The sequence below is a fragment of the Kitasatospora sp. NPDC033851 genome (genome assembly GCF_055576085.1).
Genome location: NZ_JBVIRL010000004.1, coordinates 319,333 through 334,465 on the forward strand (window position 1 = coordinate 319,333; position 15,133 = coordinate 334,465).

The 15,133-nt window shown below is 72.2% G+C and carries 14 protein-coding genes; 9 read left to right on the top strand and 5 right to left on the bottom strand.

The window, feature by feature from the left end; genetic code table 11:
- The first annotated feature begins 108 nt into the window (after nucleotides 1-108).
- The 3 genes from ACZ51D_RS10980 (at nucleotide 109) to ACZ51D_RS10990 (ending at nucleotide 2,672) form a co-directional block, all read left to right on the top strand.
- Nucleotides 109-939, top strand: a complete 831-nt coding sequence (locus tag ACZ51D_RS10980; RefSeq protein WP_465617252.1) for an alpha/beta fold hydrolase — start codon at nucleotides 109-111, stop codon at nucleotides 937-939.
- Between the two features lie 120 nt (nucleotides 940-1,059).
- Complete coding sequence (locus ACZ51D_RS10985; RefSeq protein WP_465661931.1) at nucleotides 1,060-1,923, top strand: helix-turn-helix domain-containing protein; 864 nt, start codon at nucleotides 1,060-1,062, stop codon at nucleotides 1,921-1,923.
- Between the two features lie 14 nt (nucleotides 1,924-1,937).
- Nucleotides 1,938-2,672 (top strand): alpha/beta fold hydrolase, encoded by a 735-nt coding sequence (locus ACZ51D_RS10990; RefSeq protein ID WP_465617256.1) that lies wholly within the window; start codon nucleotides 1,938-1,940, stop codon nucleotides 2,670-2,672.
- A 15-nt stretch (nucleotides 2,673-2,687) separates the two neighbouring features.
- Here ACZ51D_RS10990 and ACZ51D_RS10995 read toward each other — a convergent pair whose 3' ends face one another.
- A complete protein-coding gene (locus tag ACZ51D_RS10995) occupies nucleotides 2,688-3,617 on the bottom strand; it encodes a VOC family protein (protein ID WP_465661932.1) in 930 nt (309 codons plus the stop codon).
- Nucleotides 3,618-3,773: 156 nt separating this feature from the next.
- The gene (locus ACZ51D_RS11000) at nucleotides 3,774-4,610 is read right to left on the bottom strand and encodes an alpha/beta fold hydrolase (protein WP_360492174.1); all 837 of its coding nucleotides are present in this window, start codon (nucleotides 4,608-4,610) and stop codon (nucleotides 3,774-3,776) included.
- A gap of 315 nt (nucleotides 4,611-4,925) precedes the next feature.
- Between ACZ51D_RS11000 and ACZ51D_RS11005 the strand changes: the two genes are divergently transcribed.
- Both ACZ51D_RS11005 and ACZ51D_RS11010 read left to right on the top strand, forming a co-directional pair.
- A complete protein-coding gene (locus ACZ51D_RS11005) occupies nucleotides 4,926-5,651 on the top strand; it encodes an alpha/beta fold hydrolase (RefSeq protein ID WP_465617260.1) in 726 nt (241 codons plus the stop codon).
- Between the two features lie 29 nt (nucleotides 5,652-5,680).
- Nucleotides 5,681-6,235, top strand: a complete 555-nt coding sequence (locus tag ACZ51D_RS11010) for a Dps family protein (RefSeq protein WP_465617262.1) — start codon at nucleotides 5,681-5,683, stop codon at nucleotides 6,233-6,235.
- A gap of 252 nt (nucleotides 6,236-6,487) precedes the next feature.
- On the opposite strand, the gene ACZ51D_RS11015 is transcribed toward ACZ51D_RS11010, so the two are convergent.
- Nucleotides 6,488-6,970, bottom strand: coding sequence for a DoxX family protein (locus ACZ51D_RS11015; protein ID WP_465661934.1), 483 nt, complete (start codon nucleotides 6,968-6,970; stop codon nucleotides 6,488-6,490).
- A 31-nt stretch (nucleotides 6,971-7,001) separates the two neighbouring features.
- On the bottom strand, nucleotides 7,002-7,664 hold the full coding sequence (locus tag ACZ51D_RS11020) for a hydrolase (RefSeq protein ID WP_465617265.1): 663 nt from the start codon (nucleotides 7,662-7,664) through the stop codon (nucleotides 7,002-7,004).
- 416 nt (nucleotides 7,665-8,080) lie between these two features.
- Between ACZ51D_RS11020 and ACZ51D_RS11025 the strand changes: the two genes are divergently transcribed.
- Entirely contained in the window at nucleotides 8,081-9,967 is a 1,887-nt protein-coding gene (locus ACZ51D_RS11025) for an amidohydrolase (RefSeq protein ID WP_465662035.1), read from the top strand.
- 85 nt (nucleotides 9,968-10,052) lie between these two features.
- Nucleotides 10,053-10,814 (top strand): YoaK family protein, encoded by a 762-nt coding sequence (locus ACZ51D_RS11030; protein WP_465661936.1) that lies wholly within the window; start codon nucleotides 10,053-10,055, stop codon nucleotides 10,812-10,814.
- A gap of 103 nt (nucleotides 10,815-10,917) precedes the next feature.
- On the opposite strand, the gene ACZ51D_RS11035 is transcribed toward ACZ51D_RS11030, so the two are convergent.
- Nucleotides 10,918-11,877, bottom strand: coding sequence for a hypothetical protein (locus tag ACZ51D_RS11035; protein WP_360492160.1), 960 nt, complete (start codon nucleotides 11,875-11,877; stop codon nucleotides 10,918-10,920).
- A 243-nt stretch (nucleotides 11,878-12,120) separates the two neighbouring features.
- Between ACZ51D_RS11035 and ACZ51D_RS11040 the strand changes: the two genes are divergently transcribed.
- Together ACZ51D_RS11040 and ACZ51D_RS11045 are read left to right on the top strand one after the other, a co-directional pair.
- A complete protein-coding gene (locus ACZ51D_RS11040; protein ID WP_465617267.1) occupies nucleotides 12,121-12,849 on the top strand; it encodes a dienelactone hydrolase family protein in 729 nt (242 codons plus the stop codon).
- Nucleotides 12,850-12,982: 133 nt separating this feature from the next.
- Nucleotides 12,983-15,037 carry a transglycosylase domain-containing protein gene (locus ACZ51D_RS11045; protein WP_465661937.1) on the top strand — a complete coding sequence of 685 codons (2,055 nt, stop codon included), beginning with the start codon at nucleotides 12,983-12,985 and terminating at the stop codon, nucleotides 15,035-15,037.
- Nucleotides 15,038-15,133: the final 96 nt, after the last annotated feature.

Below are 15,133 nucleotides of genomic sequence, written 5' to 3' on the forward strand. Positions count from 1 at the left end.
TCGGTGGTCAACGAGCGGGACGCGCCGCGAGAATCCTCCCTACGAGCTGCCGCTCATCCCCGGAGACCTGCGGGTTCCGGACTTCCCGAACGGACATGAACGAGCACCATGCATGAACTGATCACGAACGACGGTGTGCGCCTGGCCTACCGCGACAGCGGCGGCGACGGGGTCCCGCTGGTCATGCTCCACGGCTGGGGACAGACGCAGGAGATGTTCCGCCACCAGTTCGAGGCGCCGGCACCGGGCCGACGCCTCGTGACGGTGGACTTCCGGGGCCACGGCCGCTCCGGCAAGCCGCGCCACGGCTACCGCATCGCCCGTCTGGCCCGCGACGTCCTCGACCTGGTCGACCACCTGGGCCTGGACACCTTCGACGCGCTGGGCTGGTCGATGGGCGCCTCGGTGTGGTGGAGCTTCATCGACCAGCACGGCACCGGCCGCATCCGCCGGTTCGTCGTGGTCGACCAGCCGGCCGCCGTGGCGGCCGTGCCCTGGATGGCGGCGGCCGAACAGCGCGAATCCGGCGCCATCTTCGACATGGCCGGGCTCCTGGAGCTGGGCGCCGCCCTCGCCGGGCCCGACGGTGCGAAGGTCCGCGAGGACTTCGTCCGCTCGATGTTCAGCGGCGACACCGACCCCGAGCTGCTCGCCTTCGTGACCGAGGAGATCCGCTCCACCCCGGCGTACGCGGGCGTCCCGCTGCTCTTCGACCACTGCGCCCAGGACTGGCGCGACACCCTCGACCGCATCGACGTACCGACCCTGGTCCTCGGCTGCGAGGGAAGCCACGTGGACCCCGCCTCCCAGCGCTACCTCGCCGAGCGGATCCCCGCTGCCCGCCTCCACGTGTTCCCGGCGGACGTCGCGAGCTCGCACTTCCCGTTCCTGGAGAACCCCGAAGAGTTCAACGCCGTCGTCGAGAGGTTCCTCTCCTGAACGCCCCGCCGCCGGAGGTACCACCACCGACCGCCGAGCGGTGAAACACCCTTCCCAGCACCCGTACAGCACCACAAGAACCGGTCGGAGCCTCCCGTGATCCCGTCGGGTCCCTCACCCATGCCCGAAACCCCCGCGCCCGAAGCCCAAGTCCACCAGCCTGACCAGGCCGCCCACGGCGGCGGCAACGGCTGCATCGACATCCTCTCCCCACCGCCGGGCGCCGACCCCGAGGACTGCCTCTACGTCGCCCTGCACGTCCACGGCGCGGCCTCGGTCCGCCGCCACGGCGTCAGCACCGTCCTGGCCCCCGGGGACCTGCTGATCGGCACCACCCCGCACCCGGCCGGCCTGCTGCAGGACGCCGAATGCCGGATGGTCCGGTTCCGTGTCCCCTGCTTCTACCTGGGCGTCCGGCCCAGCGACGTCCGGCGCACGGGCGGTCTGATGGCCCGGGGAGTCGAGGGCATCGGCTCGCTCGCCTCCCAGTTCCTGCGGACCCTCGCCACCCAGGCCCGCGCCCACCGCGCCCGGCCGGGCAACCACCTCGCGCGCAGCGTCTCCGACATCGTCGCCATCCTGGTGACCGACCTGCTCGAACGGGAGAACCCGGAGCACCCGACCGGCGCGGCCGAGATCCTCGCCCGGATCCGCGCCCACATCGAGGAGAACCTCGCCGACCCGGACCTCTCGCCCGAGTCGATCGCCCGGTCGCAGCACATCTCGGTGCGCTACCTGCACAAGCTCTTCCAGCAGGACGGGACGACCGTGGGCCAGTGGGTACGGCAGCGGCGCCTCGACGCCTGCCGCCGGGAGCTGGAGCGCCCGTCCCGCCGACAGAGCAGCGTCTCCGCCGTCGCGCACCGGTGGGGCTTCGTCAGCCACTCCCACTTCAGCCGGACGTTCCGCGAGGCCTACGGGGTCTCCCCCCGGCAGTGGCAGGCCTACGCCGCAGAGACCGACGGCCGCCACCCGGCCTCCTGATCCGGAAGGCACTCATGCACTCCACCAAACCCACCGTCGTGCTCGTCCACGACGGCTGCTCCGACGCCACCACCTGGTTCGGTGTCATCGCCGAACTCCACCGGCGCGGCCTGACCGTCCTCGCCGCCGCGAACCCGCTGCGCGGACTCGCCCACGACGCCGCCTACCTGGCCTCCGTCCTCGCCGACATCGACGGTCCCGTCGTCCTGGTCGGCCACTCCTACGGCGGCGCCGTGATCACGGAGGCCGGAACCGACCCCAGCGTCGTCGCGCTGGTGTACGTGGCCGCCTACCTCCCCGACGTGGGCGAGAGCTACGACGCGCTCGCGGGCCGCTTCACCCCCTCGCCGGTCCTCGCGCAACTGCGGCGCACCGCGCTCACCACGACCGACGCCGGCCGGGCGACGGAGCTCACCGTGCCCAGGGAGTGCTTCCAGCCGCTCGTCGCCGCGGACCTCGACCGGGAGGTCGCGCAGGTGCTCGCCGCGATCCAACGCCCCGTCGCCGAGCGGGTGCTCACCGATACGCCCACGGCGGCGGCCTGGCGCACCAAGCCGTCGTGGGCCCTGGTGACCGGCGCCGACCAGGCACTGCCCCCGCCGGTCCAGCGGTTCACGGCGAGTCGCGCCGGCTCCACCGTCCTCGAACTGCCCGACGCCTCCCATGCCGTGGCTGTCTCCCAGCCGACGACGGTCGCCGAACTCATCCACGACGCCGTCAGGTCGGCTTCCGGATGCCGTAGCCGGTGACGGTCCGGGGGCTGATCACCGGTCGGTGTGGATCTCCGCCGTGTAGCCGCCCGGGAACTGGACGACGGCGCTGTCCCGGCCGCCCGCCGAGACCGGTCCCCACAGCACCGAGGCGCCGGCGGCCTCGGCCCGCTCCAGGGTGGCGCCGAGGTCGGGCACGCCGTAGCCGGTGAGCTCCCGGCCGAAGGGGCTCGGCAGGTGGCCGTCCGTCACCGTGACCGTGGTGGCGCCGAAACCGGAGGTGAGGCGGACGAGCCGGTACGTCGTCCCGGGCAGGCCGATCGCGGCGCCGTCGGCGCGCCGGTCGTCGGAGACGATGCGGCCCTTGGTGAAGGCGAGGTAGCTGTCCAGGAAGGCGCCTACGGAGTCCGGCGACAGGTAGAGCCGGTTCTCCGGCACGCTCGCCAGGCCGGGGTAGGACGGCGGGGTGGTGTGCACGTAGAGCTGGGCGTTGATCCCGCCGGGGAACTGGACGACGGCGTCGCGCCCGATCGGGTCGGCGAAGGGGGCCACGGTCACGGCCGCGCCGTCGGCGCGGGCGGCCCGGACCGCCTGGTCGAGGTCGGTCACCAGCCAGCCGGTGCGCTCGGTGCCGAAGGGGTACGGGACGGGCGTGGTGTAGTCGAACACCGACAGGGTGCCGACCGGGGAGACGACCAGTTCGGACAGCGTCCGGCTGGGCGTCGGGGTCACCTGGGTGGAGACGGGCCCGATCGTGGTGCCGCCGAAGGTGGACACCCAACTGGCCACGAACGCCTGCTCGGTGCCGGGTGCGACGTACACGTGGGTGGAGTCGTACTGCGGGCCGACGGCGAACTGCCGGTGCGAGCCCGGCGGCTTCGCGGGGCCGGGGGTGCTCTGGGCCGCCGAGGCGGTGGGGACCGCCGTGAGTGCGGCGATCGCCGCCACCAGCGGGACCATGCGGCGGGTGAAACGAAGCTTCACGGGTGACCTCCTGGTCGTGGTTCGAGACCCGCGCCCGGCGTCCACGGAAGGGGACGCCGGGCGCGGGTCTCTGGTCGGTCGGCCGGTCAGGCTGTGCTGTCAGCGGACCGGCGGGCGGGCGGACGGCCGCGGTCGGGGGAGCCGCGGCCGTCCGGGTCACTTGGCGAGGAAGGCCAGCAGCGCGGTGTTCACTTCCTCGGCGTGGGTCCACAGCAGGCCGTGCGGCGCGCCCTCGATCTCCACGTACTCGGCGGAGGGCAGGGCCCGGTGGAAGACGCGGGCGGTGTTCTCGATGGGCAGGGTGCGGTCGCCGGTGCCGTGCAGGATCAGGGCGGGCACGTCGATGCGGGGGATGTCACCGCGGAAGTCCGTGTACCAGGTGCTCGGTGCGGCCGAGGCGGCGTAGGAGCCGCCGGAGGCCGCGGTGTTCCAGCTGTTGCGGACGGCCTCCTCGCTGATCCGGGTGCCGAGGTTCTCGTCCAGGTTGTAGAAGCCCTTGAAGAAGTCGGTGTAGAAGGCATACCGGTCGGCCTTCACGGCGGCGACGATGCCGTCGAAGAACTCCTGCGGGGCGGCGCCGTCGGGGTTGTCGTCGGTCTTGAGCAGGAACGGCTCCAGGGAGGCCAGGAAGGCGACCTTGGCGACCCGCTCGGAGCCGTAGGTCGACACGTACCGGGCGACCTCGCCGGTGCCCATGGAGAAGCCGACCAGTACGGCGTCCCGCAGGTCCAGGGTCTCCAGCACGGTGTTCAGGTCGGCGGCGAAGGTGTCGTAGTCGTAGCCGGTGGTGGGCTGCGAGGACTGGCCGAAGCCGCGGCGGTCGTAGGTGATGACCCGGTAGCCGGCGTCGAGCAGCGCGGCGCTCTGCCGCTCCCAGGAGCGCCCGTCCAGCGGGAACCCGTGGATCAGGACGACCGGCTGACCGGTGCCGTGGTCCTCGTAGAAAAGGTCGATGGAGGTGGAGTTCTCCTGGCCAACGGTGATGAACGGCATGGGTTTTCCCGTTTCTCTCGGACAGCGTGTGGGCTGCTGATGGGCCTCACGTTAGGGGCGGCCGGTGGCGGTCGATGGCCTGTGAGAGCACACGGTGTCGTCCGAGAGTGCCGCAGACGGATCGACCGGCGTTGCAATGATCCAGCGCATATGACGCAGTGTCAGCCACTGTGCGCTGACCGGCTGTGGGCGGTGCGCCGTCGGAACAGGCCCCGGGCCGGGGCGTTCCTACGCTGATGCCGCCTCGCGCACGGCGTCGGACCTCCGGCGCGGTGCGCATGCCCCGAAGAAAGCAGCGATCTTGAGGATTCAGTCATGACGACGAATGACACACCCACCGTCGTGCTCGTGCACGGCGCCTTCGCCGATGCCTCCAGCTTCGCCCGGGTCATCCCCGAGCTGCTGGCCGAGGGGCTGAAGGTGGTGGCGCCGGCCGTGCCCAACCGCAGTCTGGTCGGCGATTCCGCCTACATCGCGTCGGTGGTCCGGCAGATCCCCGGGCCGGTCGTGCTGGTCGGCCACTCCTACGGCGGCGCCGTGATCACCGTGGCGGGCGCCGAGGAGAACGTCAAGGCGCTGGTGTACCTCGCGGGTTACGCGTTGGAGGAGGGCGAGAGCCTGGGTGAGCTGCAGGGCCGCTTCCCCGCGTCCGAGCTCGCCTCCGCCCTGGTGTACACCCCCTTCCCGCTGGAGGGCGGGGACGGCGAGGGCACCGACGTCTCGGTGGAGGTCGACCGTCTTCCGGCGATCTTCGCGGCCGACGTCGACCCCGGTCGGGCCCGGGTCCTCGCGGTCTCCCAGCGGCCGCTCGCCGCAGCGGCGTTCGGCGAGGCCGCACCCACCGCCGCGTGGCGGACCAAGCCCTCCTGGGGGATCGTGGCCGGCGCCGACCGGACCATCAACCCCGACGTCCAGCGGTTCGGCTACCGGCGCGCCGGGGCAGCCACGGTCGAGGTCGACTCCTCGCACCTGGTGATGCTCTCCCACCCCGGGCGGGTCGCCGACGTGATCCGCGAAGCCGTCCGGTCCGTGGACAACTGACACCCCCCCGAAACAGTGACAGGAGCACCATGACCAACCAGCCACGCCTCCACCAACACGGCCCCGAGATGCAGGAGTTCGGCACCGTCACCCAGCTGCCGATCGCGCTCTCCCACGACGCCCGGCAGTACTCGGCCCAGCGGCTCAACCGCGTCCTCGCGGACACCCAGTTCCTGTACGCGCTGTACAAGAAGTACCACTGGGGCATGCGCGGGCCGACCGCCTACCAGCTGCACCTGCTCTTCGACAAGCACGCCCAGGAACAGCTGGAGCTGGTCGACGCGCTCGCCGAACGGGTGCAGATGCTCGGCGGTGTCGCCGTCGGCGACCCCCGTCACGCCGCCGAGATCACGGGCGTCCCGCGCCCGCCGGACGGCATCGAGGGCGTGCCGTCGATGCTCTCGCGCCTCCTCGACGCACACGAGACCATCCTCGCCGACGCCCGCGACGCCGCCACCCGCACGGCGCGGCTCGGCGACGACGGCACCCAGGACCTCCTGGTCTCCCAGATCATCCGCACCGGCGAGACCCAGGTCTGGTTCCTCGCCGAGCACCTCGTCGTCACCCCCGAGACGGGGGTGTGACGGCAGGCCGGGCCCTCCGATGGCGGGCCCGGCCCCGGTCGGCGGCTGTGCGGGAACCGGGACCCGGCTGTGCGCGTACCCCAGGGGCGGGTGCGCGCACAGCCGGGTCCCGATGCGTTGCGTCACCGCCGGGTCCGGGCCCCTGCGTGGGTTTCCGGGTTCGTGGCGCCGAAGGGTTCGAACCGCAACGAGCTCGGGCCCCTGGACACGGGCGTGTCCAGGGGCCCGAGCTCGTCGGGGGTGCCGCTGCCGTCAGGCCCGGTGCAGGGCGAGCCGGGTGGCCAGGCCGCCGCCCACGCCGGCGAGGACAGCCACGGGCAACCACCACAGCGGCCAGTGCGCCAGGCCGAGGGCGCCGTCGACCGACCACTGTCCGGGGCCGGTGGCGGCCAGCGCCGCGCCGATGGTGATCAGGACGAACGGGTACTCGTACCCGTCGTGCTGCACCCACAGCCCGTGGGGCCACTTGACGGTCAGGGCGACCGTCATCACCCCCATGGCGCCGGCGGCGGCCAGCGGGGTGAGCAGACCGAGGGCCAGCATCAGCCCGGCCCCGATCTGGGTGCCGCCGGCGGCTATCGCGGTGAGCTTGCCGCCGCGGAAGCCGTCACCCCGGAATTCGGCCGTGCCGCCGTCCAGTCCGCTGCCGCCGAGGTGGAAGCTGACCTTCTGGACGCCGTGGCCCGCGATCAGCAGGCCGGCGACCAGGCGCAGCAGGAGAAGACCCGTGTTCATGTCGGACTCCGTCGGGGTCGGTGGCGGGCCGTCAGCCGGCGGCGTGCGGGTTGATCATGGACTGGGCGTAGACGATGCCCATGCCGTAGGCGCCGCCGTGCTCCTTGACCAGGTCCGTCACGGCGACGTAGGTCTCGGCGCGGGCCCAGTCACGCTGGAGTTCCAGCAGCACCTGCACCCAGGTGACGGGCACGGCGCCGGCGGCGGTCATCCGCTGCAGGGCGTGCTCGTGGGCCCGCGGGCTGACGCCGCCGGAGGCGTCGGCGACGACGTACACCTCGTAGCCCTGCTCCAGCGCCGAGAGCGCCGGCAGGACCAGGCAGACCTCGGTCCACAGGCCGGACAGGATGATCTTGTGGCGGCCGGTCGCCTTGACCGCCTCGACCAGCGCCTCGTCCTCCCAGGCGTTCATGCTGGTCCGGTCGATGACCTCCTGCTCGGGGAAGACCGCCTGCAACTGCGGGAGGATCGGTCCGGAGAAGGACTCGGCCGCGACGGTGGACAGCACCACCGGGACGTCGAAGATCTTCGCGGCCTTCGCCAGGCCGACGGTGGAGTTGATGATGGAGGTGCGGTCACCGCTGCCGGTGCCGAAGAACATCTGCGGCTGGTGATCGACGAACAGCATCATCGCGTTGTCCGGGGTGAGCAGGTCGGGGCTCGGAGCGGCGTGGACCTGGGTGAAGTCGACCATGGTTCTTCTCTCTTCTGAGGGATGCAGGGAATCGGCAGCGGATTGGCAGCGCATCTGCCGCGCATCTGCAGCGGGTCTGCGGGGAGTCAGCGGGGAGTCAGCGGGGAATTCGCCTGGGAAGGCGACTCATTGACGCTGCATCAGTTCCGGCTGTGTCAGCCGCGATCCGGATCATCCGGGGCGGCACGACAGCGACGTTAGTCGGCGATCGGCCGGTGGTTCTGCTCGCTGTGCGCCCTGGACTGTTCCGACAACGCACGGTAGGTCGGCGCCGCGTCCGGCCCCGACCGCAGTGCGCTGCGGGGCAAGTCGCGATGCGCTGCGAAGTGCGTCGGGTGCCGGTCTGCTGCCTAGGTTTCGCCGGGTGGCCCTGTCGGGCCGAGACCACCGCACGAAGGGACCCCTCGTTGTCCAGCATGCCCGTCGCCGGGATCCGTCCCGGCGCCCCCGCCCTGCCCGCCGACCTGGTCATCCGCAACGCCAAGGTGCACACCAACGACCCGCGCCGCCCCCGGGCCGGCGCGCTGGCCGTCCGGGACGGGCTGATCCAGGCGGTCGGTGACGACGCGGACGTGGTCCCGCTGGTCGGCCCCGACACCCGGGTCGTCGACGCGCTCGGCCGCCGGGCCGTCCCCGGACTCAACGACGCGCACCTGCACGTCATCCGCGGCGGCCTCAACTACGTGCTGGAACTGCGCTGGGACGGCGTCCCGACACTGCGCGAAGCCCTGGCCATGCTCCGGCTGCAGGCCGAGCGCACCCCGCCCGGCCAGTGGGTCCGGGTGGTCGGCGGCTGGTCCGCCGACCAGTTCGCCGAGCGGCGCCTGCCCACCCTGGCCGAGCTCAACGCCGCGGCGCCCGACACCCCCGTCTTCGTACTGCACCTCTACCAGTCGGCCCTGCTCAACAAGGCCGCGCTGCGCGCCGCGGGCTTCACCCGCGACACCCCCGACCCCGCCGGCGGCCAGATCGTCCGCGGACACGACGGTGAACCGACCGGCCTGCTGATCGCCGCGCCGGGCGCTCTACTGCTCTACTCCACCCTCGCCAAGGCGCCGACCCTGGACGAAGCCGACCGCGTCGGCTCAACGAGGCACTTCCTGCGCGAGCTCAACCGCTTCGGCCTCACCTCCGCGATCGACGCCGCCGGCGGCTTCCAGAGCTTCCCCGAGAACTACGGCACCGTCATGGAACTCGCCCGCCAGGGCCAGTTGACCCTGCGCATCGCCTACCACCTCTTCCCGCAGACCGCCGGGCAGGAACTCGACGACCTCAGGCGCTGGGTCGACACCGTGCGCCCCGGCGAAGGCGACGAGTGGCTGCGCCTCAACGGCGCGGGGGAGAACCTCACCTGGGCCGCCGCCGACTTCGAGAACTTCGCCGAACCACGCCCCCGACTCGGCTCCTATGAGACGGAGTTCGAGAAGGCCGTCCGCCTGCTGATGGAGCACGGCTGGGGATTCAGGCTGCACGCCACCTACGACGAGACCATCCGCCGTGACCTCGCCGTCTTCGAGAAGCTCGCCGCCGAAGGCCTCTTCCCACACGGCAACCGCTGGCTCTTCGACCACGCGGAGACCGTCAGCCCCGACAGCCTCGACCGGATCGCCGCCCTCGGCGGCGCCGTCTCCGTGCAGAACCGCCTCTCCTTCCAGGGCGAGGCCTTCGTCTCCCGCTACGGCGCCCCGGTGGCCGCCGAAGCGCCGCCGCTGCGCGCCATGCTGGACCGCGGCCTCACCGTCGCCGCCGGCACCGACGCCACCCGGGTCTCCTCCTACAACCCCTGGGTCGCCCTGCACTGGCTGGTCTCCGGCCGCACGGTCAGCGGGCGCCGCCTCGCCGCCGAGCACAACCGGCTCAGCCGCGAACAGGCCCTGGAGCTCTACACCCTCGGCGGCGCCCGCCTCACCGGCGAGGAGGACGTCAAGGGACGTCTGACAGTGGGAAGTTACGCCGATATCGCGCTGCTCAGCGCCGACTACTTCACCGTGCCCGAGGCCGACATCCCGCACATCGAGTCCGTCCTCACCGTCGTCGGCGGACGCATCGTCCACGGGACGCAGGAGCACCAGGGCCTGGCCCCCGACCTGCCCGCGGTGACGCCGCCCTGGAGCCCGGTCGTGCGGTTCGGCGGCTACCACGCCACCCCCACCCCCACCCCCGGCCCGGCCGGCGTCCACCAGGCCGAGAGCGTCCTGGAGGCCGTGGCGGCCTCCGGCGAACAGCACGCCTGGCGCGCGGCCCGAGGCCTCGCCACCCTCCCCGGGCAGCCCGCGCTGCCGACGGACCCGTGCTTCTTCTGATGGTTCGTCAATTCCATCAGTGGGCACCGCCGGACCGAGGCGGTGCCCTTGCCCACCTCCCCCTACTTCGACACGAGGAGCCGTCGTGACCACGCCCGCGCCCGAGTCCGCGCCCGAGCCTGCGCCCGAGTCCGTGCCCGAGTCCGTGCCCGCGCACGAGTCCCGCACCGCGTCGCCGCCGCAGCTGCCCGGGGCGCAGATCCGCGACCGCCACCCGCTGGCCCTGGCCCTGTTCGGCCTCACCATGGTCAGCGGCCTGATCGACGCCGTGAGCTACCTCGGCCTCGGCCACGTCTTCACCGCGAACATGACCGGCAATGTCGTCGTCATCGCCTTCGCCCTCGCCGGAGCGCCCGGCTTCTCCGTCGTCGGCTCGCTGACCTCCCTCGCCGCCTTCCTCCTCGGCGCCGTCCTGGCCGGGCGCCTCGCCGCGCGGCACGCCGGCACCCGGCGCCCGCGCCTGGTGCGCACGGCCCTGGTCCTGGAGGTCGCGCTGCACGGCGCGGCCGCCGCCGTGGTCTTCGCCTGGAGCGCGGACGGGCCCGCGCAGTACGGCGTGATCGCGCTGCTCGCCCTAGCGATGGGCCTGCGCAACGGCACGGTCCGCGGCCTCGGGATACCGGACCTCACCACCACCGTGCTCACCCTCACCCTGACCGGCCTGGCCGCCGACTCCCGCCTGGCCGGCGGCACCGCCCCCCGCCGGACCAGGCGGATCCTCTCCGTCGCCACCATGCTCGCCGGCGCCGCCCCCGGCGCGGTCCTGGTCCTGCACGGGCAGCTCGCCTGGGCCCTGGTGGCCAGCGCGGCCCTCGCCGGGGTCACCGTCCTGCTCTACCGCGAGTGAGCCGACGACGCCGGGGGAGACCGGGGCCGGCCGGCGCACCGGCTGCCGACGGTGCGGAGCCCCGCCCCCGTCCGGCGGACGGGAACGGGGCTCCGGGTGAACGCTACTGGCCGCGCGTCACGCACTTGTTGGCGCTGTTCGACCACAGGCCCTGAAGGTCGAAGGTGCCGGTGCTCAGGGCGACGTAGGCGTCGAGGTCGACGCACGCGTCGCCGATCTCCCCGCCGCCGCCGTTCCAGCCGATGCTGGGCCAGAAGTCGGTGACCGTCTCGGCGTACTCGTGCGTCTCGGTGGACTCGATGCCGGAGAGCAGCCGTCCGTCCGTGAACGTCGTGCAGGCGCCCGCCCCGTTGTCCGGGATGTACGGGAGGTTGGTGTAGGCCAGGGTGCCGTACGAGGCGCTGGTCTTGTCGTGCCAGGCGCAGAAGCCGGTGTTGGGGAAGCCGTCCGGGTGCGTGTGGGTGGGGGAGACGACCACGTACTGGGCGTTGAGGTTGGGCGCCTGGGTGGTGTTGCCGAAGTGGCCGGCGGCCTTCACGGCCTCGGCGGCGATCTGCGTGGAGGTCGCCTGGGTGGGTGCGGCGGCTGCGTTGTCGAACCACACGCCGGCCAGCGGCGAGGACGTGGGGTGCTGGACGTGGACGCCCTTGGTACCGCAGGTGACGGTGCCCTTGGCGACGCCCTCGCAGTACTGGTCGAGGATGGTGCCCCAGGTGTCCTGGCTGCCGTAGAGGCCCTTGAACATGTTCTGCAGGTCGGGCGCGACCCCGGCGGGGTCGGAGGACCACTGCGAGCCCCAGAAGACCAGGTAGACCTTGGGGGTGGGGGACACCACACCCTGGCCGGCGCTGGAGCCGACCTTCAGGGTGTTGCCGGAGGCGGCCGAGGCGGCCCGCTGCTGCGAGGCGGCGGCGGGGGCGGCGGGGACGAGCGGCTTGGCCCCGAAGTGGGCGGGCGCCGGGGCGGGTTGCGCCTCGGCTCCGGTGGCCAGCGAAGTGGTGCCGACGGCGGCCAGGGCCAGCGCGGCCAGGGTGTGGGCGGCGGCCTTGAACGACTTGCGCATGCGTGTGCTCCCGAGTGTGAGGGTGTGGGAGGTCCGTACGTGCGAGATCGGAGCCCCGACACCACATCAACCCGACGGTGGGCCCGTCCAGATGCGCGGAGGCGGCGGGGGGAAGTGTTTGCCGCGGTCATACCAAGTCCTTGTCCTTGCCCTTGTCTCAGCCCTTGTCCTGCTCCCTGTCCCGGCCCCGGGTGGCACTACGATGCGCAGCGGTACTTTCCGGCCGACTCAACGGGGGATCTGATGACAGGTCAGTGGCAGGAGCTGGGCACGCCCGGCGGGATCGAGGCGTACGTGCACCGCCCGGAGGGCGAGGTGCGCGGGGCGGTGGTGGTCTGCTCCGAGCTGTACGGGGTCAACGCGTACCTGCGGGGCGTCTGCGCCGAGCTGGCGGGCCTCGGGTACGTGGCGGTGGCGCCGGACTTCTACTGGCGCAACGCCCGCCGCACCGAACTCGGGTACAGCGCGGAGGAGCGGGAGGCGGGCCTGGTGCTGATGCGCGCCCTGGACCGCGACGAACTGGTCGCCGACGCCGCCGCGGCCCTGGCGGAGGCCCGGACCCTGGCCGACGGGCGCGGCGTGGCGTTCGTCGGAACGAGCATGGGCGGGCACATCGCCGTGCGCGCCGCCACCGAGCTGCGCTTCGAGCTGGCCGCGGTGTTCTACCCCGGCTGGCTGCTGAACTCCGGCTTCCCGCTGGTCGGCCCGGTGCCGCCGCTGGAGACGGCCGAGCGCATCGCCGCCAACGGCGTGTACCTGCTCGGCTTCTGCGGCGAGCTGGACCACATCCTCCCGCAGGAGGAGTGGCAGGCGGCCGAGCAGCGGCTGACCGACGCCAAGGTCGATCACGAACTGATCACCTACCCGGGCGCCCGCCACGGCTTCGCCGCCGACCGCCCGGCCGACCACGACGCCGCCGCGACCGCCGACGCCTGGCACCGCGTCCACCAGGCCCTCGCCGAGCGCCTGTAAACCCGCCGCCCGTAAGCCCGAGCGCCCGTAGACCGGCAGCCCAGGGGTCCGGCTGCCGCCCTGTCGCAGAGCTGTGACAGAGCGGTGCCGGATCCCTTACGAGTTCCTCATGACGTGCACGTAGGGTCCTCGTATGGCAGAGAAGCTGGTGGGGACGGGTATGCGGAAGTTCGGGCACGGGCTGCGGCTGATCGGGATCAGCGTGGTCGCCGGTGCCGTGGCGGCGGGGATCGCGCTGCCCGCGGTGGCGGCGGCCGGGCTGGGGGCCCAGTCGGCGGCGGACGACTTCCAGAACCTGCCCGACGACTTCAAGACGCCGGCGCTGTCCCAGGCCTCGACGATCCTCGACGCCCAGGGCGGCACGATCGCCACCGTGTACGACCGGGACCGTACCGTGGTGTCGGCGGACCAGATATCCCCGCTGGTGAAGACCGCACTGGTGGACATCGAGGACAACCGCTTCTACGAGCACGGCGCGATCGACCTCAAGGGGGTGCTGCGCGCCGTGGACAAGAACGCCTCCTCGGGCACCACCGCTCAGGGTGCGTCCACCCTGACCCAGCAGTACGTGAAGAACGTGTTCGTCGACGAGGCGGGCGACGACCCGAAGAAGGTCCAGGAGGCGCAGCGGCAGACCATCGGCCGCAAGATCCAGGAGCTGAAGTACGCGATCAAGGTCGAGGAGACCCTGGGCAAGGACCAGATTCTCACCAACTACCTGAACATCACCTTCTTCGGGGAGAAGGCCTACGGCATCGAGTCGGCCGCGCGGCGCTACTTCGGCGTCCACGCCAAGGACCTCACCCTGCCGCAGGCCGCGATGCTGGCCGGCCTGGTGCAGTCGCCCAGCGGCTACGACCCGGTGGTCGACCCGACGGCGGCCAAGGACCGGCGCGACACCGTGCTGCGCAAGATGGCCGAGTACGGGCACATCACCAAGGAGGAGGCCCAGCAGGCCATCGCCACCCCGCTGGGGCTCAACGTCCAGGCCCCGCAGCAGGGTTGCATTCTGGCCAAGCAGGGCGAGGGCTTCTTCTGCGACTACGTGCGCAAGGTGGTGCTCACCGACCCGGCCTTCGGGAAGTCGGCGGCCGAGCGGCAGGCCGTGTGGAAGCGCGGCGGGCTGCAGATCCACACCACGCTCGACCCCAAGGCGCAGGCGGCCCTCAACTCCTCGGTCACCAGCCACGTGAACGCGGGCGACCAGGCGGCGACCGCGATGAGCATCGTCGAGCCGGGCACCGGCAGGATCCTCGCGATGGGCCAGAGCCGCCCGTACGGTGTCGATGACAAGCAGAGCCAGACCCAGATCAACTACAACGCCACCAAGGCCATGGGCGGTGGGCTCGGCTTCCCGACCGGTTCGACGTTCAAGCCGATCGTCGCGGCGGCGGCCCTGGAGAACGGCCTCACGCCGGGCCAGAGCTACACCACCGACTACAGCATCCCGTGGCCGGCGATGAAGGACTGCTCCGGCGGGAAGTTCCCGTCGGCCGGGCAGGTGCACAACGACAGCCAGTCCCTCACCGGCCAGTTCACCATGAAGACGGCGATGGCCCAGTCGGTCAACACCTACTTCGCGAAGCTGGAGGCCGACACCGGGCTCTGCAACGTCGCCCAGATGACCAACAAGCTCGGCATCACCGAGCAGGCGGGCGGCGAGAAGCTCCAGGTGGTGCCGTCGATGACGCTCGGCAGCAACGACCTGACCCCGCTGGAGATGGCGGGCGTCTACGCGACCTTCGCCGCCCACGGCACCTACTGCGCGCCGACCGCCATCACCTCGGTGACCGGCCCCGACGGCAAGCAGCTGGCCGTGCCGCAGGCGAACTGCTCCGCCGTGATGTCCGCCGACACCGCCGACACCGTCACCGCGATGCTCAAGGGCGTCGTGGAGGACGGCACCGGAAAGGCGGCCGGCCTCACCGGCCGCGACAGCGCGGGCAAGACCGGCACCACCAACGAGAGCCGCCAGGTCTGGTTCGTCGGCTACACCCCGGAGATGGCCGGCGCCACCGTCGTCAGCGACACCGACAACCCCAAGCCGCTGGACGGCCAGCGGATCGGCGGCAAGGTCGTCGGCCAGGCCTTCGGCGGCACCCTGGCCGGCCCGATCTGGCGCGACGCCATGGACGGCGCCCTCGACGGCACCCCGGCCGGCACCTTCCCCGCGATCCAGCTGCCGTAGCGCGGCACGGGGGCGGGTGGACGAAGTGGGTGGACGAAGGGTGGGTGTGCGGCAGTAGGGTGCGGCGGTCGGTAGTCGGCCGGGTCTCCGGTCGAC

Bases quoted from the DNA above. Each gene is read 5' to 3' on its own strand.
- ACZ51D_RS11005 (WP_465617260.1), top strand. From the start codon at position 4,926: ATGACGACGAATGACACACCCACCGTCGTGCTCGTGCACGGCGCCTTC.
- ACZ51D_RS11035 (WP_360492160.1), bottom strand. From the start codon at position 11,877: ATGCGCAAGTCGTTCAAGGCCGCCGCCCACACCCTGGCCGCGCTGGCC.
- ACZ51D_RS11015 (WP_465661934.1), bottom strand. From the start codon at position 6,970: ATGAACACGGGTCTTCTCCTGCTGCGCCTGGTCGCCGGCCTGCTGATC.
- ACZ51D_RS11000 (WP_360492174.1), bottom strand. From the start codon at position 4,610: ATGCCGTTCATCACCGTTGGCCAGGAGAACTCCACCTCCATCGACCTT.
- ACZ51D_RS10985 (WP_465661931.1), top strand. From the start codon at position 1,060: ATGCCCGAAACCCCCGCGCCCGAAGCCCAAGTCCACCAGCCTGACCAG.
- ACZ51D_RS11025 (WP_465662035.1), top strand. From the start codon at position 8,081: ATGCCCGTCGCCGGGATCCGTCCCGGCGCCCCCGCCCTGCCCGCCGAC.
- ACZ51D_RS11045 (WP_465661937.1), top strand. From the start codon at position 12,983: ATGGCAGAGAAGCTGGTGGGGACGGGTATGCGGAAGTTCGGGCACGGG.
- ACZ51D_RS10980 (WP_465617252.1), top strand. From the start codon at position 109: ATGCATGAACTGATCACGAACGACGGTGTGCGCCTGGCCTACCGCGAC.
- ACZ51D_RS11010 (WP_465617262.1), top strand. From the start codon at position 5,681: ATGACCAACCAGCCACGCCTCCACCAACACGGCCCCGAGATGCAGGAG.
- ACZ51D_RS11040 (WP_465617267.1), top strand. From the start codon at position 12,121: ATGACAGGTCAGTGGCAGGAGCTGGGCACGCCCGGCGGGATCGAGGCG.
- ACZ51D_RS10990 (WP_465617256.1), top strand. From the start codon at position 1,938: ATGCACTCCACCAAACCCACCGTCGTGCTCGTCCACGACGGCTGCTCC.
- ACZ51D_RS11020 (WP_465617265.1), bottom strand. From the start codon at position 7,664: ATGGTCGACTTCACCCAGGTCCACGCCGCTCCGAGCCCCGACCTGCTC.